Origin of the sequence: Streptomyces sp. NPDC057697, from assembly GCF_042799335.1 — a bacterium.
In the GTDB taxonomy this organism is placed as follows: domain Bacteria; phylum Actinomycetota; class Actinomycetes; order Streptomycetales; family Streptomycetaceae; genus Streptomyces.
This window is the reverse complement of the sequence record NZ_JBHVJA010000009.1, coordinates 312,443-335,110: the sequence shown is the minus strand read 5'-3', so window position 1 is coordinate 335,110 and position 22,668 is coordinate 312,443. Positions and strand designations below refer to the sequence as shown.

Here is a 22,668-nt window from a genome sequence, read left to right as displayed (position 1 = left end):
GCGGGGCAGGACACAGGGCCTCCTGGCTTGCGCGGATACGGTGGACTGCTGGACGGGCGGGGGCCGGAGCGGGGCCGGGGTCAGAGTTCGACCAGGACCTTGCCCCGGCTTCCCGCGGTGCCCTGGTAGAGGCTGCGGTAGGCGTCGGGAATGTTCTCGAAGCCGTGGTGGAGGGTGTGCCCGCAGCGGACCTCGCCCCGTCGGATCAGGCCGCCGAGCTCGTCGTGGAGGGCGCGCCAGTTCTCCTCGGTGAACCACTCCAGCGAGAAGATGCCCCGGACGTGTGCGCGGGGGAACATGATCTGCGGCAGCAGCCTCGGTCCCGTGACGTCGCGGCCCACCTGGGTGGCCCACTGCCAGCAGACGGCCACCTGGCTGTCGACGTTGAGCATGGAGAACACGGCGTCGGTGACGGTGCCGCCCAGATTGTCGAAGTACTTGTCGACGCCGTCCGGCGCCGCCCACAGGAGGGCGTCCCGCACGGCCTCGCGGTTGTCGCCGTGGCGGTAGACGATGACCGCGTCGAACCCCAGCTCGTCGAGGTAGTCGGCCTTCTCCGTCGTCGACGTGGTGCCCACCACCCGGGCGCCCGCGAGCTTGGCGAGCTGGCCGACCAGCGAGCCGACGGAACCGGAGGCACCGCTGATCACCATGGTGTCCCCCGGCCGGACCGACATGAACTTCGTCAGGGTGCCCCAGGCGGTCATGCCGGGGCCGCCCATGGCGCTCAGCGCGGTGGGGAGCGGCAGCGCGTCGTCGTACCAGGCGGGGTCCAGTCGGCGGAAGGCCGGGAAGACCATGGGGAACGTCCCGGTCCACCAGGGGGTGGCCGCGCCGTTGCTGACGAGGTGGGTGCGCCAGCCGCCGAACCCCTGGAGGAGGTCACCGGGCCGGTGGGCCGCGTGCGGCCCCGCCTCCAGCACTTCCATGATCGAGTCGGCCCCCATGTGCGCGCCGAGCGGGGTGTCCAGCGCGATGCCCTGGAGGTAGGGGTCCACCGACACGTACCGCGTCCTCAGCAGCATCTCGTCCGGGGCCAGTTCGGTGTCGAGGTCCTCCTCGACCTCTCCGTAGACCCGCTCGACGTCGGGGACGCCTTCGATGTGCTCGCGCACCACCCATTTCCTGGCCCTCATGCCGTTCCCTTCCTCTCGACGAGGGCCGGGCGGCCCTCCGCGACGGGACGTGGCACCGGCCGGGGCCCGACCTCGATGACCCGGTGGGTGGGGAGCGGCCCGCTCTCGTCCACGGACGCGGTGAAGGGGCGGCCGTCGTCGCGGCAGACGAACTGCATCACATGCCGGCCGGCCGCCGCCGCGCGGATCAGACCGCCCGTGGTGGCCCAGACCCCGGACTGGTAGAAGTCGCGCAGTCCGGGCAGGCCGGGGCCGTGCTTCTTGATGAGCTTCTCCAGCGTTTCCCCGCTCTCCACGAAGGGCTGCCAGCCGAGCACCGTGCCGTCGTAGTTGCCCGTGTAGCGGACCTGGGTGAGCGGGCTGGAGACGTCGCGGACGGCGATCGCGTCGGCGATGCCGGGGTGCTGCCGCTCCAGGAACGCGACAAGGGTCTCGCGGGCCCGGCGCTTGGCCGCGTAGTAGCCGCGGCCGTGGCGTACCGGAAGGGTGTGCAGTTCCTGGCCGCCGCGGGTCCGGGTCGCCTGTTCCGGGCCTTCGTCCAGGGCGCGCCAGGGGGCGATGTCGCAGAAGTAGGTGACGTACGCGACGCTTGTCCCGGGCGGGGAGAGCTCGGGGTAGTGCCTGTTGCGGAACTGGACGTTGATGCTGGGGTGCCGCATGCCGGTCAGCCCGGCCGCTTCCTTCTCGTCGAGCAGATAGGTGGTGCAGGGGTCGGCGTCGGGGAATTCGCGGCGCAGGCCGAGGAAGAGCGTGAAGTATCCGGGAAAGACCATGCCGGGCTGTTCGATGGTGCGGGTGTAGAGGCGGCGGTACTCCTCGTTGAGGTAGCGGCCCTTCAGCAGGTCCATCGTCGTGGTGCGTCCGTCGCAGGCCGAGACGATGATGTCGGCGCGCAGTTCGCGCCCGTCGCTGAGCCGCACCCCGACCGCGCGGTCGTCCTCGACCAGGATCTCCTCGGCCTTGGCGTTGTAGGTGATGTCGCCGCCGAGCGAGCGGTAGCGCCGCTCGATGGACTCGGCCAGTCCGAGGGATCCTCCTTCGGGGACGCCCGCGGAGAGGTTGGCGTGCGAGGCGAGCTGGAAGTGGAACGGCAGTACGGGGAAGGCCGGGTGCTTCTCGTAGAGGATGAAGTTGAACGCCTCGCGCAGCAGGGGGTCCTTGAACCGTGCCGAGTAGTCGGTCATGAGGACGCCGATGGATTTGCGCACGACGTTGAAGTACGGGACGAAGGAGGCCAGCATGCGCCAGCGCTCCCTCGTCGGCATCAGCCCGACCGGCTTGAGGAACGGATAGACGGCGAGGCATTTGCGGAAGGCGCGCAGTTGCCCGCAGAAGTTCTTGATCAGCGCGGCGTCGGCGGGCGAGATCTCCATGAGGTGGGCCTGGAGCCGGTCGGGGTCGGAGTAGAAGTAGACCGACCGGCCGCAGGTGCCGCGCACCACGTTGAACACATCGAAGTGCCGCATCTCCTTGCCCTGGAGCGCGCCCAGCTCCAGCCAGATCTGGTGCATCTCGTTCCCGGGGCCGCTGCCCAGGAGCCAGCTGACGCAGGGATCCAGCCGGAAGTCACCGCGGTCCCAGGCCGTGCAGCAGCCGCCGGGCAGTTCGTGCATCTCCAGGACATGGGTCCGGTAGCCGTTCATCCGGGCGTAGCAGCCGGTGGAAAGCCCTCCCAGCCCAGCGCCGATGATGATCATCGACTCTCTTCCGGAACGCGGCATGGACCTGTTCTCCTCGGTGTTCATGTGCGGACGTCACCACGCATGGACCATTTGTCGAGCTGGGGCAGCCGGCCCAGCTTCCCGGGGTGCCAGGGCTCGGTGCCCCGGCTCTCCGACGCCGTGAATCCGCGTCCCAGCTCGTCGCAGAGGTACTGGACGACGAAGCGTCCGGTGGACGCGGCGCGGATCAGGCCGCCCATCCCGACCCATTGCCCGGCCATCGAGAAGCCGCTCAGGCCGGGCAGCCGCATGCGGTCCTTGCCGACCAGCTTGGCCGCGATGTCGTCGGCCTCGGAGAACGCCTTCCAGGCCAGGATGGATCCGTCGTGGTTGCCGGTGTAGCGCCGGGTCGTCGCCGGGGACGCGACGTCGACGAGCTCGATGCGCTCACCGATGCCCGGCATCCGGCGTTCCAGGAACTCCCGGACGAAGGCGGCGACTTGGCCCTTCTTCGCGCGGTAGTCCTTGCGGTCGGCGGCGCGCAGCGCCTTCCAGTACGCGAAGTCGCTGAAGTAGGTGCAGTGGATGACGGACCTTCCGGGTGGGGCGAATCCGTCCGAGTAGTCGGAACGGAGCTGGACCACCACACTGCTCTGGAGCGCGCCGGGCAGCCGTGCGGCGTCCTCGGGCGGGAGCAGATAGGTGGTGCTGTGGGCCCGGTCGGGGCCCGGGTCCGGGTCTCCCCGGACCCCGACGAAGGCGGAGACCACCGCGGGGAAGAGCGCGCCGGGGCGGTGCAGCAGTTCGTCGTAGAGCTTGTCGATCCGGGGGCCGGTGAACCGGCCCTGCAGGAGTCCGTGGATCGTAGTGTGGCCGTCGCAGGCGGAGACCACGTGGTCGGCGTAGTACCGCTTGCCGTCGCGCAGTTCGATCCCGATGGCCCGCCCGTCCTCGACCAGGATCCGTTCGACGCGTGCCCGGTAGCTGATCCGGCCGCCCAGCGAGGTGTACCGTTCCTCGATCGACCGGGCCAGGCCCAGTGAACCGCCCTGGGGGAAACCGGCGTTGAGGTGATGGGCGCCGGCCATGTTGAACAGGTACGGCAGGAGCGGGAAGCCCTCCGGGTCCTGGAAGAAGATGTTGCGGAACGCCCTGCGGAGCAACGGGTCCTGGAACCGGTCGGCGAACGCGTGCATGGGTGTCGAGGCCGTGCGCCAGAACAGCCGGAAGGCGGGCAGGACGGTGCGCAGGAGCGCCGCTCTCTCCCGTACGGTCCGCAGGGCGGGGGCCGTCAGGAAGGGGTACAGCTCGATGTCGACGAACCGGCGCAGGTCCCGGCAGAAGGTCCGGATCAGCCGGGCGTCGGCGGGCGAGAGGTCGAGCAGATGGCGTTCCAGCCGGTCCGGGTCGTTGTAGAAGGTCACGGAGCGGCCGGTCTCGTCGACGACCCGGTTGAACATCTCGAAGTTGGTGATGGTCTTGCCGTCGAGCGCGCCCAGCTCTCGCCAGACCTGGTGGGCCTCGTTGCCCTCGGCGGTTCCGATCAGCCACTCGATGCAGTAGTCGAAGACATAGCCTTCGCGCGACCAGGCCGTGCAGCAGCCGCCGGGCAGTACGTGCTTCTCGAAGATGCGGGAGCGCATCCCGTTCATCTGCGCGTAGCACCCGGTGGACATTCCCGCGACGCCCGCGCCGATCACGATGACCCGGGGGCCGCCGTCGCCCGCGCCGTCGGGGGAACTCCACTCGTCCTCCGTCTCACCGGACACCGGCGCCGCCCTCCTGGAGGATGCCGCGCACCAGCTCGGCGTTGCGTGCCGCGTGCTTGGGGTCGAGCATGTCGGCGTGGATCCCGGAGCCGCAGAGCACGGCCGTCGCGACGGTCGAGCTGCCGTGCCAGGTGCCGCGCGCGTCCGCGGCGTACAGCGCCGTCTTGTCCTCGTCGGTGATGACGCTGACGGTCGCGGAGACCGTCCCGAGGTTCGGGGTGCGGCCGCAGAAGGCCAGGTACTCCGCGGCGTGGTCCAGGGTCTCGCGGGCGACGGCGTCCGATCCGGTGTGCTTGCGCAGGTGCTCGGCCAGCTCCGCCTCGAAGAACTCGATGTGCTCGGGGCCGGGCACATACGGTTCGAGGATGCGGTGCGAGTCCAGCACGATCACATGGGCGACGTCCCGTCCCCGGCCTTCGAGCTCCTTGGCCACCTCGAAGGCGAGGTTGCCGCCGAGCGAGTAGCCGAGCAGCAGGCACCTGCCGTCGGGCCGGTGCGACTCGACGAGGTCGGCGTACCGGGCCACCTTGTCCGCGCCGGGCACGTAGTTGAACGCGATGAGCCGGTACTCGGGCAGGGTGGCGGCGAACTGCCGGTAGACGAGTCCGTGGCCGCCGGCCGGTGGGAAGCAGAACACGGTCCGCTCCCGGTCGCTGTTGAAGCTGAGGCAGGGCAGGTCGTCGGAGACCGATCCGGTGGCGAGGCGCTCCAGCGTGGCGGCCATTCCGTGCAGTGTCGTCACCCGGTACAGCAGGCTGACGGGGATGCCGACGCCGTACTCCTTGCGGAGCCGGTGGATCAGCTCGATCAGTTTGATGGAGCTGCCGCCGACCTCGAAGAACTCGTGGGTCAGGCCGACCCGTTCCAGGCCGAGGAGTTCCTTCCAGTGCCGGGCCATGCTCACTTCGAACGGTGTGCTCGGCTTCTCCTCGGGCTCGTCGTCCGCGTCGAACCGGGGCACCGGGAGGGCGGTGGGGTCGACCTTGCCGTTGGCGGTCAGGGGCAGTTCCGGCACGGTGACGAAGTGCGCGGGGACCATGTACCCGGGCAGCCGGTCCGCGAGGTGCCGGCGCAGCGCGCGCCGGTCCAGCGCCGCTCCCTCGGCCGGTACGCAGTAGGCGCAGAGCACCTCCTCGCCCCCGGCGTCGGGGCGCACCGTGACGACGGCGCGAGCCAGCTCGGGCCACTGGGCGAGGTGGGCCTCGATGTCGCCGAGCTCGATCCGGTGGCCCCGGAGCTTGATCTGGCTGTCGGCCCGGCCCAGCAGATGGACCCGGCCCTCCGCGTCCCAGCGCGCCGCGTCGCCGCTGCGGTAGAGGCGTACGGGGAGCGCGCCCGGTGCCCGGCTCAGGGTCCGGGTCACGAAGCGCCGGTCCGTCAGCTCGGGGTCGCCCGCGTAGCCGAGTGCCACGCCGTCGCCGCCGATCCACAGCTCGCCGGGCACACCGGGTGGCACCGGTTCGCCGTGCCGGTCGAGCACATGGAGCGTGCTGTTGCTCAGGGGCCGCCCGATCGGCACCGTCCGTCCGGGTTCCAGGTCGTCGAGGGGTCCTTCGAAGCAGGCGCTGTCGATGGTCGCCTCGGTGACCCCGTAGGAGTTGATCAGACGGGTGCCCGGTCCGCACAGCTCGTGCAGCCTCCGGTACTCCCCCGCCTTCCAGACGTCGGAGCCGACGACCAGCAGGCGCATGAAGTCCAGCCGGTGGCCGCGCCGTTCGCAGTGGTCCATGAGACCGCGTACGACGGCGGGCACGAACTCCGCGCAGTCGACCCGCTCCTGGCGCATCGTGGTGTACAGCCGCTCGGTGTCGAAGAGCAGATCGCGGTCGGCCAGCACCAGGCTGCCGCCCGAGCAGAGCGCGCGCACCACGTCCCCGGTGAACACGTCGAACGAGGGGGCGGCCATCTGGAGGTGCACCCGGACGTCACGGTCCAGCCGGTACTCCTGGAGCCAGGCGCCGTAGGCCGAGGCCAGGTTGCGGTGGCTGACCCGCACGGCCTTGGGGAGACCGGTCGAGCCGGAGGTGTGGATGATGTACGCGGTCGAGTCCGGACCGGCCTCCGCGGCGCCGTCGCCGGCCTCGCCCGGGTCGTCCGTCGCGGGCACGGCCCCGCGCAGTTCCCGCAGGGTCAGCGTCCGCTCCGGCAGCCCGGCCAGCCGCTCGCGGCAGGCGTCGTCCTCGGCGACGACGAGGGTGGCTCCGGCGGTCCGCACCGTGTGCGCGACCCGGTCGGCCGGGTGGTCGGCCGGGATCGGGAGGTAGGCGCCGCCCGCCTTGAGTACCGCGAGCAGTGCGACGACGAGGTCCGGTGACTTCTCCAGGCAGAGCGCCACCACCGACCCCGCACCGACCCCGAGTGCGCGCAGGTGCCGGGCCGACTCCTCCGACCTGCGGTCCAGTTCCGCGTACGTCATCCGGTGGGCGGGCTCGTGGAGCGCCGGGACCGTGACGGCCACGGCGTCCGGGCGACGGGCGGCCTGCTCACTGATCAGCCGGTGCACCGGACGGAACGCCTCCGCCCCGTCCTCGCCCGTTCCGGCGGGCAGTGCGGTGCGCCCGGCGCCGCTCCACTCGCCGACCAGCCGTTCGCGCTCCTGGGCGTCCAGCATCTCCAGCCGGGAGGCGGGCCGGTCGGCCGGGGCGCGGGTCATGCTGTCGAGCAGCGCGGTGTAGTGCGATGCCATCCGCCGCACGGTCTCCGGCAGGAACAGGTCCGTGTTGTATTTGAGGACGCAGTGGAAACGGCCCTCCGCCTCGTCCTCGTAGACCGAGAGTGTCACATCGAACTGCCCCTCTTCCTCGGGGAGTTCGATGTACTGGAGCCGGTAGCCGTACTTCTCGGTGGCGACCTTGTGGGTGAGCAGGATGAACATGGCCTGGAACACCGCGGAGCGGCTGGGGTCGTGCTGGAGCCCCAGCTCGTCGACCAGCAGGACGAACGGGTACTCCTGGTTGTCCAGACCGCCCAGCACGGTGGTACGGACCTGTTGCAGCAGCCGGGCGACCGAGGGGTCGCCGGAGAGGTCCGCGTGCAGCGGGAGCGGGTTGACGAAGTACCCGTAGACGGAGGCGAAGTCCTGCTCGGTACGGCCGGTCACCGGGCTGCCCACGACGACCTGGTCCTGGCCCGAGTAGCGCTGGAGCAGCAGGTAGTAGGCGCTCAGCAGCACCATGAACGGCGTCACGTCGTGCTCACGGGCCAGGGCGTGCACCCGGGAGGTGAGTTCGGTGTCAAGGACGAAGAACTCGGAGGCGCCGTTGTGCGTCTGCACGGCGGGCCGGGGCTTGTCGACAGGCAGTTCCAGGGTCGGGACCTCGGCCGGCAGGTGCGAGCGCCAGTAGTCGAGCATGCGGGACGCGGCGGGTCCGGCGAGGAAGCGGTTCTGTGCGTTGAGGAAGTCCAGATAGCGGGCGGTGACCGGGGGCAGTGAGGGCGCGTGGCCCTGGCGCAGCCCCTCGTACACCGCCAGGAGCTCCTCGATGAAGGTGAACGTCGAGATCGCGTCGGAGACGATGTGGTGCACCGCCTTCATGATCACCCAGCGGTCGTCGGCGCGCTTGAAGAGGCGGAAGCGGAACAGCGGGTCGTGTTCCAGGTCGTAGGGCTTGCGGTACTCGGCGACGATCGTGCGGTGGATGTCCTCCCACTCCTGGTCGCGCACGTCGAACAGGGCGACGTCGGCGACGGCCTCGGGCGACACCTGCTGCATCGGGACGCCGTCCACCGTGAGGAAGTTGGTCCGCAGCGCGGGGTGGCGTGCCACCAGGCAGCGCACGGCCTCGAACATGAGCTCCGGGTCGAGTGCGACCCGGACCTCGACCGCGCCGCCGATGTTGTACGCGTAGCCCTCGGGGTTGAGCTGCCTGAGGAACCACAGGGCCTTCTGGTTCTGCGTCAGCGGATGGCGGAGTTCGTCCTCGAACACCTCGACCGCCGCGGCGTCGGCGCCCGCGGCCTCATGGGCGACCAGTTCCTCCAGCGCGTCGTGGAGCTGGGTGATCAGCTCGACCACGGGAGTGCCGCTCAGCAGCGCCACCACGGGCGGGGCGACGCCCAGCTCGGAGCTGATCCGGGCGCGCAGCTCCATCGCCAGGAGCGAGTCGAGTCCCAGCGCGTTGAGCCCCGCGTGTGGATCGATCCGCTCGGGGCCGGTCCGCAGCACGGAGGCGGTCAGCGCGATGAACCGCCCGGTCACCAGGGACAGGCGTTCGGCCTGGTCCGCGTGGCGGAAGACGTCCAGGACGCCCTCCCCCGGGCCGGTGGGCGTTCCGGCGGGTGCCGCCGCGGCCAGCTCCGTCACCAGTGCGGGCGGCGAGGCGTACCAGGCCAGGAACACCGGCCAGTCGACGACGGTGGCGACGAGCAGCTGGGCACGGTCCTGGCCGATGACGCGTTCCAGCACGGCCATGCCGACGTCCGGTGCGAGTGAGCTCATCCCCCGGTGGTGGAGGTAGTGGTCGACGAGTCCCAGCTCCTCGATCATGCCGGTGGCCCACGGGCCCCAGTCCACGCTCAGCCCCGGCAGTCCGTGTGCCCGGCGGTGCTGGGCCAGTGCGTCCAGGAAGGCGTTCCCGGCGGCGTAGTTGGTCTGGCCCGCCGTGGTGAGCAGCGAGGCGATCGAGGCGAAGAGGACGAAGTGGTCCAGCGGTTCGTCCCGGAGGTGGCGGTGCAGCAGATACGCGCCGACGGCCTTGGGATCGTGGGCGTCCGCGAACGTACGGCGGTCCATGTCCTCGACGAGGGTGTCGCGGACCTGTCCGGCGAGATGGAACACACCGCGCACGGGCAGCGGGTCGGTGCTCCGGTGCGTCTCCAGCCAGGAGGTGAGCGCGGCCTCGTCGGTGATGTCGAGCGGCGCCAGGACCACTCTCGCCCCGAGCGCCTCCAGCTCCTTGACGTAGGCGGTGGCACGGCCCTCGGCGGTGTCGGGGTCCAGGTCCCGCCAGGTGGAGCGCTCGGGCAGCGCGGTGCGTCCGACCAGGATCAGGCTGCGCGCCCCGCGTCGGACGAGCGTGCGGCAGAGCAGCCGGCCGAGTGCGCCGAAGGCGCCGGTGACCAGGTAGTTCGCATCGGTGCGCAGGCTCAGCGGGAGGGGGTGGGTCAGCTGCTCGGCCTGCCGGATCCGGCTGGTGAGGCGGGCCCCGCCGCGCAGCGCGATCTCCTCCTCGTCGTCGGTCAGCAGTTCGCGCAGCAGCGCGCGGGCCTCGTCCCGGCACTCCTCGCCGCTCGGCGCGCCGGGGGCCAGGTCGATCAGCTTGCCGGGGTGGGAGAGCAGTTCCTGGTGCCGGAGCACCCGGCCGACTCCCCAGGCGGGCGCTCCCAGTGGCTCGACCGTGTCGTCGGGGCCGGTGTGCTGCGCGCCGCGGGTCACGATGTGCAGCCGGCCGGCCGCCTCGCGGCGGAGCAGCGTCCGGGCGAGCGCGATCAGCGAGTAGGCGCCGGTGCCGCTGTGCCGTACGAGGTCCTGCGGCGTGGCGTCGGCGAGGTGGGGCAGCCCGAGGTTCCACAGGTGCACGACGGTGCCGACGGGTCCCCCGGCACCGTCCTCGTCCAGGTCGGTGAAGAGCCGCTCCAGGTCCGCGTCGGACTCCGGGTCGACGGTGAACTCGCCGCCTTCGCGGCTTCTTCGGTAGGTGTCGCCGGGGCGCACCAGGCGGCAGCGTTCGCCGCGCTCGGAGAGCAGGGCGCTCAGGGCGTCGCCGACGCCCTGGCGGTCCGCGAACACCAGCCAGTCACCGCCGGTGGCCGCGGGGCTGTCGGGGCCTGTCCCGTCCTCCTGGGTGGCGGACGGCGCGTCGATCCACGCGGTCTCGGCCAGCCAGGAGTCGATCGTGCCGAGGCCGACCGCCGTGGACGCCTTCTCCACGTCGGCCGCGCGGAAGCCGTGGATGCCGCCGAGGGGCTCTCCGCCGTCCCCGTAGACGGCCATGTCCCCGACGAGTTCGTCGGTGCCGCCGCGGGTCACCGTCGCGTGGACCCAGATGGGCCGGTCCCCCACCGGGGCGAGGCACAGCTCCTCGATCGACAGGGGCAGCCGGATCCCGGATCCCTGCGGTTCCGGTTCGCCCGCGCCCCGGGCGTCCGCTCCGGTGTCGGGCAGCTGGGTCGCCAGCAGCGACTGGAAGCAGGCGTCGAGCAGTACGGGGTGGATGTGGTGTCCGGCCGCGTCGTCGCCGATCGCCGAGGGCGGCCGGAGGCGGGCGAGGACCTCTCCGGTGCCGATCCACACCTCTTCGATGGCCCGGAACGCGGGCCCGTAGTGGTAGCCGAGGGCGGCGAGGGCCGCGTAGCAGTCCTCGGCGTCCAGCCGCCGCCGGGTGCCCGCCCGGAGGGCTTCGACGTCGGTGGGCGGCCCGGCCGGGCGGGGCTGCCCCGAGCGCACCACGCCGTTCGCGTGCACCGCGCGGCTGCCCTCGTCCTGTCCGGCCGAGGCGATGGTGAACGCGGCGTTCTGCGAGGAGAGGGTCAGGCGTACCGCCCGGTCCTCGCCCTCGGGCAGGAAGAGTGCCTTGCGGAATTCGATGTCGGTCAGCACCACATGGGTGCCGCCGGTGAGGGTGCGGACGGCCTGCGTGGCCATCTCCAGGTAGCCCGCGGCCGGGAAGACCACCGTGGACTGGATGCGGTGGTCGTCGAGGTAGGGCAGCCGTTCGGTGTCCAGCGTGGCGTGCCAGGTCGGCTCGGTGTCGTCGGTACGGCGGCCCAGCAGCGGGTGGTCGGTGCGGCCGAGACGCACCTGGGCGACGGACGCGGGCTCCGTCCAGTGGCGGTCGCGCCGCCACGGGTAGCGGGGCAGGGCCACCGGTCTGCCCGCCGGGTGCAGGGTGCCCCAGTCGACGGGGACGCCGAGGTTGTGCAGTTCCGCCAGCGAGGCGGCGAAGCGCTCGGGTTCGTTCTCCTGGCGGCGGATCGACGGGAGGGTCCGGACGGGGGTCTCGCGGCCTTCGAGGCATTCCCGGATGGAGTGGCCCAGGACCGGGTGCGGACCGATCTCCAGGAAGAGCCCGTACCCGTCGTCGGCGAGCCGGTCGACGGCCGAGCGGAACCGGACCCGGTCGCGGACGTTCCGCCACCAGTAGTCCGCGTCCAGCTCGCTGCCGTGCGCCGTGCCGTCCTGCCCGGTCAGGTGGAGGGGGACCGTGGCCGGCCGGGGATCGAGCCCGGCCAGTGAGGTGAGCAGCTCCTCCTTGATCGCCTCCATGCCCGCGCTGTGGTAAGGCACCTGCACGGCGAGGAACTTGGCGAAGACCTGCTCGGCGTGGAGGCTCTCCGCCAGCTCGGCCAGGGCGTCGCGGTCCCCGGCCAGGGTGACCGCGGAGGGGCTGTTGACCGCGGCGACGGAGATCCGGTCCCCGAACGCGGCCACCCGGGACTGTGCCTCCTCCTCGGTCAGGCTCACGGCGAGCATGGTGCCGGTGCCGGTCAGCTTCTGCTGGAGGCGGCTGCGGTGCACCACCACCTTCACCGCGTCCTCCAGGGTGTAGACCCCCGCCTCGTAGAAGGCGGCGATCTCCCCGGTGCTGTGGCCGACCACGGCGTCGGGCCGCACGCCGTAGTGGCGCCACATCGCCGCGAGGCCGACCTGGACGGCGAAGTTGGCCGGCTGGGCGAGCCAGGTCTCGTCCATGCGCGACCCGGCCTCGTCGGCCCGCATCTCCTCGATCAGGGACCAGCCCGCGATGGCGCGGATGGCCCGGTCGCAGCGGGTGACCGCCTCCCGGAACACCTCGTCGCCCTCCAGCAGCTGACGGCCCATCCCCCACCACTGCGGGCCCATGCCGGTGAAGACCCAGACCAGGCCGCGTTGTCCGGGTTCGAGCTGTCTGCCCTGGACGACTCCGGGGTGCGGTTCGTCGCGCAGGAAGGCGGCGAGCGCCTCGTCCAGTCCGGACCGTGAGGAGTAGACGACGGAGAGCCGGGACTCCAGGTGCTGGCGGCGGTGGGCCAGTGTGTGGCCGAGGTCGGGCAGCGACACCCCGGGGCCGTCGGCCCCGGCCAGTTCGCGGCGGATGCCGGCCGCCAGCTCCGGCAGCGCCTCGGGGGTGCGGGCGGTCAACGGGAGGAGGTTCCAGGCCCGTTCGGCGGGGGCGGCCGGTGGGTCCTTTCTGGGCGGTGCCTGCTCCAGCACGATGTGCGCGTTGGTGCCGCCGAATCCGAACGAGTTCACCCCGGCCCGTGCGGGCCCCTCGTGGTCGGGCCATGCGGTCGGCTCGGTGGGGATGCGGTACGGGGCGGTGTCCTGGTCGATGGCGGCGTTGAGCTGTTCCAGGTTGATGTGGGGCGGGATGAGGCGGTGTTCGAGGCAGAGCACGGTCTTGATCAGTCCGGCGATGCCCGCGGCCGCTTCGGTGTGCCCGATGTTGGTCTTGACGGAGCCCACGTAGCAGGGCGCGTCCGGCCGGCGGCCCACGGAGAGCGCCCGGCTCAGCGCGTTCGCCTCGATCGGGTCGCCGACAGGGGTGGAGGTGCCGTGCGCCTCCACGTACTGGAGGTCGCCGGGCGTGATGCCGGCTTCGCCGCAGACGCGTCGGATGAGGGAGACCTGGGCGTCCGCGTTGGGGACGGTGATGCCGTTGGTGCGGCCGTCCTGGTTGACCCCCGCGCCGAGGATCACCGCGTGGATGGGGTCGCCGTCGCGCAGGGCGTCGTCCAGCCGCTTGAGCGCGACCAGGCCGACGCCCTCGGCCCGTACGTAGCCGTTGGCCGAGGCGTCGAAGGCGCGCGAACGGCCGTCGGGCGAGAGGAATCCACCCTTGGTCTCGGCGATGGTGTACTGCGGCGCCATGTGCAGCAGTACACCGCCGGCCAGCGCGAGGTCGGTCTCCCGGTTCTGGAGGCTCTGGCAGGCGAGGTGCACCGCCACCAGGGAGGAACTGCACGCGGTGTCGATCGAGAGGCTCGGTCCGCGGAAGTCGAAGCAGTACGAGAGACGGTTCGAGACCATCGTCATCATCGTGCCGGTGGCGGTGTGGGAGGCGAGCGACGAGAAGCCCAGGTCGGAGAATTGCAGGATCTTGTAGTCCAGCGTGAACGCGCCGACGAAGACCGCGGTGTTGCTGCCCGCGAGCTCCGCGGGCCGCTGTCCGCCGTCCTCCAGTGCCTCCCAGGCGACTTCGAGCAGTTTGCGCTGCTGCGGGTCCATGTGGTCGGCCTCGCGCGGGCTGATGCCGAAGAAGGCGGGGTCGAACTCGTCGAAACCGTCGATGTATCCGCCGCGGCCGCCGATCAGGCGTCCGGGTTTCTCCTTGTCTCTGCTGCCCAGACTGCCGACGTCGTAGCGATCGGCCGGTGTCGGTGTGATGCAGTCCTTGCCCTCCATGAGATTCTGCCAGTACGTGCGATGGTCCGACGCACCGCCGGGCAGTCGGCACCCCATGCCGATGATCGCTACTTTGTCGCTCACAGAGGCACTGTTCACGTCGGGCAAGGCTGTACTCCTAGATCGTGGCGCCGCGGCACGGCATGGAAAGGGCAGTTCAGGCAGAACCGGTCCCGGGCCCCTTCGCACGGCGCAAGGGGTGAAGAAGGCTGGAAACGATCTCCCCGGTGCGGGGGAAGGACGCGGGGTCACCGAGACCGACCGCGACCGGTTCGCGGCCGGGCCGCCAGGTGTAACTGCCGAAGAAGTGGTCCCAGATCGACAGGTCCGAGCCGTAGTGGCCGGCCTCGGACAGATCGGTGCTGTGGTGCAGACGGTGCTGTTCGGGGCTGGCGAGCACATGGTTGAACCGGCCGATGCGCACGTCGATGTTGGCGTGGACGAAATATCCCTGGGCGGCGACGAAGAGGCCCACGACGAACACCGAGTCACGCGAGAAACCGACCAGCGACAGGGCCAGTTGAACGGTTCCCTGCGCGAGAACGATGTCGAGGACGTGATTGACGCCGTTGTTGGCGACGTTCACCTTTTCCGGCACATGGTGCACTCCGTGCACTCGCCACAGCAACGCGTTGGTGTGACCGAGCCGGTGCACCAGATAACTGGCCAGGGAACCCGTCAGCAGCGCGGCCGGCATCTCCGCCCAGAGGTTGAGCGCCGGTTCGTGCGGCGACAGCACGGAGACGACCGCGGAAACCACGTACTGCGCGAAGGCGCTGGCCACCATCGTCAGCAGGAAGTAGACGCCGTACCAACGCCATTCACCGGCATTCGGGTGCCAGGACCGCCGGTGCGGGATCAGGCGTTCGAGCGCGGTCAGATAGGAAATGACGCCGAGCAGGAAGAGCGGACTCACCCGGTCGGGATTCCAGTCGAGGCACAACGCCACGGCGGCCACCGAAACCGTGCTCGCCAGCAGGAACGGGTAGGCCGTGACACACAGAACGGCGCGCGCGGATCTCTGCGCGCTCTCCCCCCGGGCCCGACCGGAATCCACCTCCGGATCACCGCCGGGCAGCGGTTCACAACTTTCCACTCACAGCACCTTTACGAAGGAACCAGCACGGAGCGGTGCACAGAAGGGTGCACGGACCGTGAAGGAGGAACTGAATACTGTCTGCGGACACACGCGACCGGCGCACCGTTCGTGCCTGTCGCGCGCGGAGAATGTGGGCTGGAGTGTGAAACGGGCCGTCTGATGGACCCCGCGGACCCGAGTGCCGTCGCCGTGGCCCGCCCTTCTTATTTTTCCCCGATCGACGGACCCAACCGTCGAATTCAAGCCTCGTAGTGCGACTCCGCCGCGGGCCTGGCGGGAATTGTGGGGCCTTCCGAGCCATCCGGTTCACCATGAATATGAATTACTAGTAATACCGGAAATCCTTTTCGATTCCCTTCGAACGCCCTCCCGGGCCGATGCGGTACGGACGCGTACTCAGGCCACCAGGGGCCGGTCCCTCGGTGCGATCGGGGCCGGCAGGACCGTGGAGCCGCTCAGGTAGCGGTCCGTCGCGGCGGCGGCCGACCGCCCCTCCGCGATGGCCCACACCACGAGGGACTGACCGCGCCCCGCGTCACCGGCGACGAAGATCCCGTCCGTCCGGGTCCGCGCCGAGGGTCCGCACGGCTCCCCCGTCCGGGCCCCGAACCCGTCGTCCCGGGCGAAGTTCCCCCGCCCGTCCAGCACGAGTCCGAGCTGCCGCATCAGCCCGGTGCCCCGTTCGGGGCCGTGGAAGCCGAGAGCCAGCAGAACCAGATCGGCCGGGATGTCCCGCTCGGTCCCCGGACGCGGCCTCCTGCCCTCGGGCTCCACCTCCACCAGGTGCAAAGCCCGCACCCGCCCGGCCGGGTCGCCCTCGAAACGGAGGGTGGCCGAGGCGAAGACCCGCGGGTCCGCGCCCTCCCGCCCCCGGGCCTCCTCGTGGGCATGGGAGATCCGGTAGACCTTCGGATACACGGGCCAGGGCTCGCCGTCCCGCCGGGTGTCGCCCGGCTCCGGGTTGATGTCCAACTGCACGACGCGGGAGGCTCCTTGGCGCAGCGCCGTCCCCATGCAGTCCGAACCGGTGTCCCCGCCCCCGATGATCACCACCCGCTTTCCCTCGGCGGTGACGGCGGGTGTCTCGAAGTCGCCCTCGGTGACCCGGTTGGCCAGCGTCAAGTAGTCCATGGCCTGGTGGATGCCGCGCAGTTCACGGCCGGGGACGGGCAGTTCCCGCTGCCCCCGCGCGCCGACCGCGACGACGACCGCGTCATGCCGGGCGGCGAGGTCGGCTGCGTCGAGGGCGCCTCCGATGTCCATCCCCGTGCGGAATACGGTGCCTTCCGCCCTCATCTGCCCGATGCGGCGCTCCAGGTGGCACTTGGCCATCTTGAACGCGGGGATGCCGTAGCGGAGCAGTCCGCCGATGCGGTCGTCGCGCTCGTAGACGGCGACGGTGTGGCCGATTCTCGTGAGCTGCTGCGCCGCGGCCAGCCCGGCGGGTCCGGAGCCGACGACGGCGACGGTCTTCCCGCTGAGCCGCTCGGGCGGACGCGGTGACGCGTACCCGCGCTCCCAGCTCTGGTCGGCGATGGCCTGCTCGACGTTCTTGATGGTCACCGGGTCGGCGTTGATGGTCAGCACACAGGCGTCCTCGCAGGGGGCCGGGCAGAGCCGTCCGGTGAACTCCGGGAAGTTGTTCGTCGCGTGCAGCCGCTCGGCGGCCGCCCGCCAGTCCGCGTGCCTCGCGAAGGTGTTCCACTCGGGGATCAGGTTCCCCAGCGGGCAGCCGCTGTGGCAGAACGGGATGCCGCAGTCCATGCAGCGACCGGCCTGCTCGGAGATCAGGGGGAGCGTCGCCTGTCCCGCGTAGACCTCGTCCCAGTCGCGGAGCCGTTCCTCGACGGGGCGCGCCGGAACGGGACGGCGGGGGAATTCGAGGAAGCCGTGCGGGTCGTTCATGGCCGCCTCCGTCACTCACTCGCGGTGCACAGGCGTATCAGTCAGCCTACGCCCGTTTTGTCCGGCAAAGCACCGCATCGGCGGCATCATCGGGGCGGCCGGACCGGTTACCGGCCGGTTACGCAGCGGCGCATTACTGGTATGGACATGACCAATCCCCCTGACTAGTCTCGAAGTTGGTCTAGACCTAGTGGGTTGGAGCGCGCCCTCCCCACTCGTCTCGCAGCGCCCCCACACCTCCCCAGGAGAGCAGCATGCGCAGAAGGATCACCTCGTTACTCCTCGGCCTCGGAATCGCCGGGGCCTCCCTGCTCGTCACCACGGGCAGCGCCCAGGGCCACGGCTACACCGACGCGCCCGTCAGCCGTCAGCAGCTCTGCGGCAACGGCACCGTCCGCAATTGCGGCCAGATCCAGTGGGAGCCGCCGAGCGTCGAGGGTCCGAAGGGCTTCCCCGCCCGCGGCCCGGTCGACGGCACCATCTGCGCCGGCGGCAACGGCCGGTTCTCGGAGCTCGACGACCCGCGCGGCGGTGCCTGGCCCGCCACGCAGGTCACCGGCGGGCAGAGCTACACCTTCCGCTGGCGCATCGAGGCCCGGCACGCCACGACCGATTTCCGCTACTACATCACCAAGGACGGCTACGACCCCGCCAAGCCCCTCACCCGGGCCGACCTGGAGCCGCAGCCGTTCCTGACCGTGCCCTTCGGCGGCCGCCTTCCGGGGTCCACCGTGACCCACTCCGGGGTCCTGCCGCAGAAGTCGGGCAAGCACCTGATCCTGGGCGTCTGGACGATCGCCGACACCGGCAACGCGTTCTACACCTGCTCGGACGTCACCTTCTGAGCCCGGTGCCGTACCGGATTCCCGGTGCCGGCGGCGGGTCCCGCCCCCGGCACCGGGAATCCTTCCGCCGGCGTCCTACGGCGTCGCCGCTCCGACACCGGTGACGGGGCCCTCGACGAACACCGGGGACGGTCCGGCCTCCAGGGCGAGGCGGCCGTTCACCGGCTGTTCGACGGTGCGCCGACCCCAGGAGTCGACCAGTGCGACCGGGCCGGTCGCCGAGATGGTGAGGGTGCGGGCGGTGGTCGCCCACACCACACGGGTCGTGCCGCCACCGCCGGTGAAGCGGACGGAATGGGCGGGGGCGGCCGGTCCGTCGTCCCCGGCGTACGTCTTGCCGCCGAGCATCCGCGCCACCACGGCCTGTGCGACCGCGGCCGGTTTCGGGGCGTTGGCGGTGACCGCGACCGGGTTCGTGGCGGTGGCCGTCACGGGCTGCCGGAACATGCCGAAGTTCTGTTCCTTGTCGGCGGGATCGAGGCCGTCGTCGACCAGGTCGTACCAGTAGACCCGGGACACCCCGTTGGCGAGGCCGACGGCGTAGAGCCGGATCAGGTTGTCGGCCTGCTCGCGCTCGGTGGTGCCGTGACCCGTGTCGGTGGGCCAGCCCATCTCGCTGAGGACGATCGGCCTGTCCTTGCCCCCGTTGGCGGCACGGATCCGCTCCCGCAGACCCGCGATGGTGTCGCCGGGGCCGCCCAGCCATTCCGGTCCGCCGGGGTAGCGGTAGGGGTGGACACTGTAGGCGTCCATCTCGTTCAGCCCGCCGCGGTCGATGAGGTCCGGCGCGAAGCACTTGGTGCCGTCCGCCCCGACGCAGTTGCCGATGCCTATGGTGGCCGGGCCGACGACCGAGGCGCCCGGCACCGCGGCCTTCACCGCCTTGCCGACTCCTTTGAGCACGTCCAGGTAACACGCGGCGCTCCGGCCGCAGGCGCTGTTGTTGAAGGTGCCCGCGTTGTACTCGTTGAGCACCTCGACATCGCTCAGGCCGTAGTGCTTCAGGAGCGCCCCGGCGAACGCGCCGAAGGCGGCGACGCCCTCGGGGCTGCTCGGCGTGCGGCCCTTGTCGTACAGGCGGTTGGCTCCGTTCGCGATGACCAGCGGGGTGAGGCCCAGCGCCCGGGCGTGCGCCATCTCGGCGGAGAACGCGGCCGGGAAGGTGTAGCTGCCCTTCGCGGTCTCGAACCGGTCCCACCAGGCGTCCTCGCGGATGTGCGCGATGCCTGCCTTCCGCGCCTCGTCCAGCACGTCCGGTCCCCAGCCCGCACGGCCGATGTGCACGGCGGCGCCGAACGGCGAGGCCGGGCCGACCGTACTGTCCGGCACCGGTTCGATGACGGCGAACGAGGTGCGCAGGTCGGTCGGATCGGTGGCGGAGCCCGCGTGCAGCGAGAGGGTGTAGTAGCCGGGGGCGAGGTCGGCGACGGGAATGGTGGCCTTCCCGCCGGACAGCCAACTGGTGCCGCCGCGCACCCGGGTGCCCTGCTCGTCACCGACCGTCCAGGAGACCGAGGCGGCCGACGAGCCGAACTCCACCGCGCCGCTGCCCCGTTGGAAGACCAGGCTCGGGGAGGTGACGGAGAGGGTGTGCGTCGCGGCGGGGGCGGACGGGGGAAGACCCACGACCAGGGACAGCGCCAGGACCGGCGCGAGCGCGAGCGCCGGAACGCGGGGGCGGGAGCGGCGCCGTCGTGGGTCCGGCCGGTCGCGGGGCGGGCGTCCGGAGCCCGGCGCGGTGTCGGTGGAGGTACGGGTCATGGTGGTTCGTCCTCTCGCTGTCGATGGTGGAGGTCACGAATGCTGTGCGGGGGGGGGCGACGGGCGACGAGGGGGTCAGCGGGTCAGCCGCACCCGCTGGTAGCGCGTCAGCTTCCAGTTGTTGAGCCCGTCGCCCCAGGTCTGCCATCCGTCCAGACCGAGCGAGCGGTAGTTGTCGCGCCGCACGCCGTCGTTCTTGTTGACCGTCAGAGTCATCGAGAACGAGGGGTTCCGGGGCGACAGCGGGGAGATCCGCTTCCAGGGGACGGCGACCAGGTAGGTCGTCGTCCCGGCCGCGTCGTCGCGGGCCACCCGGACCTCGGCACCCGGGACCGGGCCCACGGGGTAGTCCTTCGGCAGGGATTCGACGAAGACGCCCGGCCCCTCGGTGGCGGTGTCACCGGCGTACAGCATGTACCAGTCGGCGCCCCAACGCCCCAGACCCTCCCCCGGTCCGCCCGGCTGCACCCCGATGCCGATGCTGTCCCCGGCGGGCAGCCAGGCCACCTGCCGGGCGGTCCGGTGGTCCTTCTCGCGGACGACCGCGGACACATAGAGGTTCTTGTCGTCCCAGGTCGCCCACAGGTCGCCGTCGGCGGCGGAGGAGTCGATGCCGCTGTACGTGCCGACCTCGGAGAGGTCCACCTCGGGAACGTTCTCCAGGCCGGTGAGCCGGCCGTCGACCAGGTGCGGGGTGGCCCTGGTGACCGGGCTGAAACCGAAGGAGTCGCTGTCACCCACGGTGCGTCCGTCCGCGAGCCCGGCACTCACCCGGACCTGCTCGACCGCGTAGGCGCGGGCCCCCTCGACGGTGGCCCGGAAGGTGCGGGAGGCGAGCGGGGGGACGGTACCGCCGTCGCCGATGTCCCGGCCCCCGATCGTTCCGGAGGTGTCGCCGAAGGACCAGTCGACCCCCGTCACCCGGACGGGGACGTCCGGCGAGTGGTTGGTGACGGTCACCGCCAGCCGGTCGGTACGGACGGCGCCGCGTACCGACATCTCCGGGGACACGTCGACCGACACCGGTCGCGCCGTCACCTCCGTACCGGCCGTGACCTCACCGGCCCGCCTCCCGTCGAGGGTGACCGCTGCGGACAGGCCGCGGCTGCCCGGCGCGTCCCCGGCGGGGATCCTCAGGACGGCGCGGCCCCGCCGGCCGGGTGCCGCCGAGACGGTGACCTTCTCGCCCTCGATCTCGAAGACCGCGGTGCGGCGGCGCGCCTTCGCCCCGTCCTCGCGGCCCGCGGCACGGTTGTCGAGCGTCGCCGTCACCGGGACGTCCCCTCCCGCCACGACGTCCTGCGGCGCGGACAGCGACAGCAGCGGGGACTCCTCCACCTCGTCCACCGCGGCGCGGAGGTAGACCGGGGCTCCGGTGGCCGTCAGGTACACCCAGCCGTCCACCGGCTCCAGGACCCGTTGCGAACCGAGCATGTCCACCACGGTGACCGGTCTCCGGCTCCGCACCCGGACCGGCTTGCTGGTGCGGTCCCCGCTCCACAGGGCCGTGGTCACCGCGCCGCCCCCGGGTGAGGCGGCGCCGGACCTGAACCCGTAGGCGTGGAGGCCGTCGTCCCCGGTGCGCGGGCGGCCGGTGAACCGCGAGCCGGTCAGCTCCCGGGCCACGGTGGAGTAGGCGAGGTAGGCGGGCTTCGGGCTCGGCCCGTCGGCCTCCGGGCCCGCGCCGCGCAGCAGGCCGAAGTTGTGCTCCGCGTCGTCCGGACCGTTGCCGTCGTTGACCAGGTCGTACCAGTAGTACCGGGCGACACCCGCGGCCCTGGCCTCCAGCAGGGCGCGCGCGGTGCTCTGCGCCTGGGTCTGCTCGCTGACGCCGACGCCGTCCCGCCCGGCCGAGGTCCAGCCCTGCTCGGTGATCCAGATGGGGAGTTCCCGGCCGTGGTTGTACGTGCGCATCAGCCGTCTGAGGCCCTCGATGTCGCGTGCGACGCCCTCCGGGGCGCCCGGCGCGCGGTAGGGGTGGATGGAGACCGCGTCCATGTGCTTGAGCCCGCCGAGCCTGAACAGCTCCTCGAACCAGTCCAGCGGCACCTTGAACGACGAGGCGCCGACCACGGCCACCTTCGGGTCGGCTGCCTTGACCCCGGCGTACGCGGCGTCCAGCATCTTCGCGTAGCACTTCGCACTCTGCGAGCACACGCCGTTGGAGAAGCCGCCGTAGTACTCGTTCCAGACCTCCAGCGCCCCGATCCGGCCGTCGGCCTTCTGCGCGACATGGCCGGCGTACTTCCCGAACGCCCGGTACGCCTCGTCGGTGCTCGGGACGCCGCCGTGGTCGGAGTTGCCGAGGCCCAGCAGCATCAGGCCGTCCTGGCCGCGCGCGCCGAAGCCCGCGGTGACGCGTTCGCTCGCCTCTGGCCACTGGTACTCGCCCTTGGGGTGCTCGATGGTGCTCCAGTAGGCGGAGTCGACGCGCAGGGTGTCGGCCCCGGCGCGGGCGGCGAGTCCGGTGCTGTCGTCCCAGGCGTCGCCGGGGGCCGAGCGGTAGTGGTGGTTGACTCCGAAGAAGGGGTCGGTGGTGTGTTTCGGGTCGGGGCCGGGGTGCTGCACCGCGAATCCCGCGCTGCGGGCGACCGGCGTACCGTCCGCCGCGGTGCCGCGGACCGTCAAGGTGTAGTAGCCGAGGGGAAGTTCGCCGGCGTCCACGGTGCCTTCACGGGTGACCGGGTCGATCGCGGCCGTGCCGGTGCGCACGGTCCGGCCCCGGTAGTCGCGGACGCTCCAGGGCACGGTGCGGTCACGGGCGGAGAGCACCCCGAGGACCGCCCGGACGCCGGGGTCGAAGAGGTTGCCGGGGGTCCTCACCTCGATCCGTACGTCGTCGGTGGCGACGGCGGACGGCGCGGGGGCGTGGCGGGCGGGGCCGGTCGTGACGCCCCGGGCCTCAGGGGCCTTCGGGGACGGGACGGTCGCGGAGGCCGGGGCCGGGCCGAAGGCCAGAAGGCCGAGCAGCGTGCAGAAGGCCACCGTCGTACGGGACGGCCGTCTGCGTGGGCGATGTCGCATGGCGTGGAACTCCCTGATCATCGGGGCGCGGAGGTGCTGCGCGGGGGTGACTTCGGAGTACGTGTGCGGGCCGGGCCCGATGGGCCCCGGTTGTTGCGCAACCGCTTGCTCAAACGCGGCACAGACTGGCCCCGGGGGCCGTTCCT

General features: G+C 71.5%; 9 protein-coding genes. 1 reads left to right on the top strand and 8 read right to left on the bottom strand.

The genetic code is table 11. The annotated features are described in order from the left end of the window. Positions 1–80: 80 nt before the first annotated feature. From ACFVFH_RS23895 to ACFVFH_RS23870, 6 genes are all read right to left on the bottom strand, one after another. Positions 81–1,136: an MDR family NADP-dependent oxidoreductase gene (locus tag ACFVFH_RS23895; protein ID WP_383772074.1), complete on the bottom strand. Its 1,056-nt coding sequence runs from the start codon at positions 1,134–1,136 to the stop codon at positions 81–83. Further along, positions 1,133–2,857, bottom strand: a complete 1,725-nt coding sequence (locus tag ACFVFH_RS23890) for a phytoene desaturase family protein (protein WP_383772072.1) — start codon at positions 2,855–2,857, stop codon at positions 1,133–1,135. Before ACFVFH_RS23890 ends, ACFVFH_RS23895 begins: the two co-directional genes overlap by 4 nt. A gap of 20 nt (positions 2,858–2,877) precedes the next feature. After that, a complete protein-coding gene (locus tag ACFVFH_RS23885) occupies positions 2,878–4,566 on the bottom strand; it encodes a phytoene desaturase family protein (RefSeq protein WP_383772070.1) in 1,689 nt (562 codons plus the stop codon). Continuing rightward, complete coding sequence (locus tag ACFVFH_RS23880; RefSeq protein WP_383772126.1) at positions 4,556–13,945, bottom strand: amino acid adenylation domain-containing protein; 9,390 nt, start codon at positions 13,943–13,945, stop codon at positions 4,556–4,558. The genes ACFVFH_RS23885 and ACFVFH_RS23880 overlap by 11 nt, the downstream gene beginning before the upstream one ends. 100 nt (positions 13,946–14,045) lie before the next feature. Next, complete coding sequence (locus ACFVFH_RS23875; protein WP_383772124.1) at positions 14,046–14,945, bottom strand: sterol desaturase family protein; 900 nt, start codon at positions 14,943–14,945, stop codon at positions 14,046–14,048. A 438-nt stretch (positions 14,946–15,383) separates the two neighbouring features. Beyond that, the gene (locus ACFVFH_RS23870) at positions 15,384–16,892 is read right to left on the bottom strand and encodes a glutamate synthase subunit beta (protein ID WP_383772068.1); all 1,509 of its coding nucleotides are present in this window, start codon (positions 16,890–16,892) and stop codon (positions 15,384–15,386) included. A gap of 254 nt (positions 16,893–17,146) precedes the next feature. Here ACFVFH_RS23870 and ACFVFH_RS23865 point away from each other — a divergent pair, with 254 nt between their 5' ends. After that, positions 17,147–17,737: a lytic polysaccharide monooxygenase gene (locus tag ACFVFH_RS23865; RefSeq protein WP_383772066.1), complete on the top strand. Its 591-nt coding sequence runs from the start codon at positions 17,147–17,149 to the stop codon at positions 17,735–17,737. A gap of 75 nt (positions 17,738–17,812) precedes the next feature. Here the strand turns inward: ACFVFH_RS23865 and ACFVFH_RS23860 are convergent, their stop codons facing one another. Both ACFVFH_RS23860 and ACFVFH_RS23855 read right to left on the bottom strand, forming a co-directional pair. After that, complete coding sequence (locus tag ACFVFH_RS23860; protein ID WP_383772064.1) at positions 17,813–19,498, bottom strand: hypothetical protein; 1,686 nt, start codon at positions 19,496–19,498, stop codon at positions 17,813–17,815. A gap of 75 nt (positions 19,499–19,573) precedes the next feature. Beyond that, complete coding sequence (locus ACFVFH_RS23855) at positions 19,574–22,522, bottom strand: glycosyl hydrolase (protein ID WP_383772062.1); 2,949 nt, start codon at positions 22,520–22,522, stop codon at positions 19,574–19,576. Between the last annotated feature and the right edge of the window lie 146 nt (positions 22,523–22,668).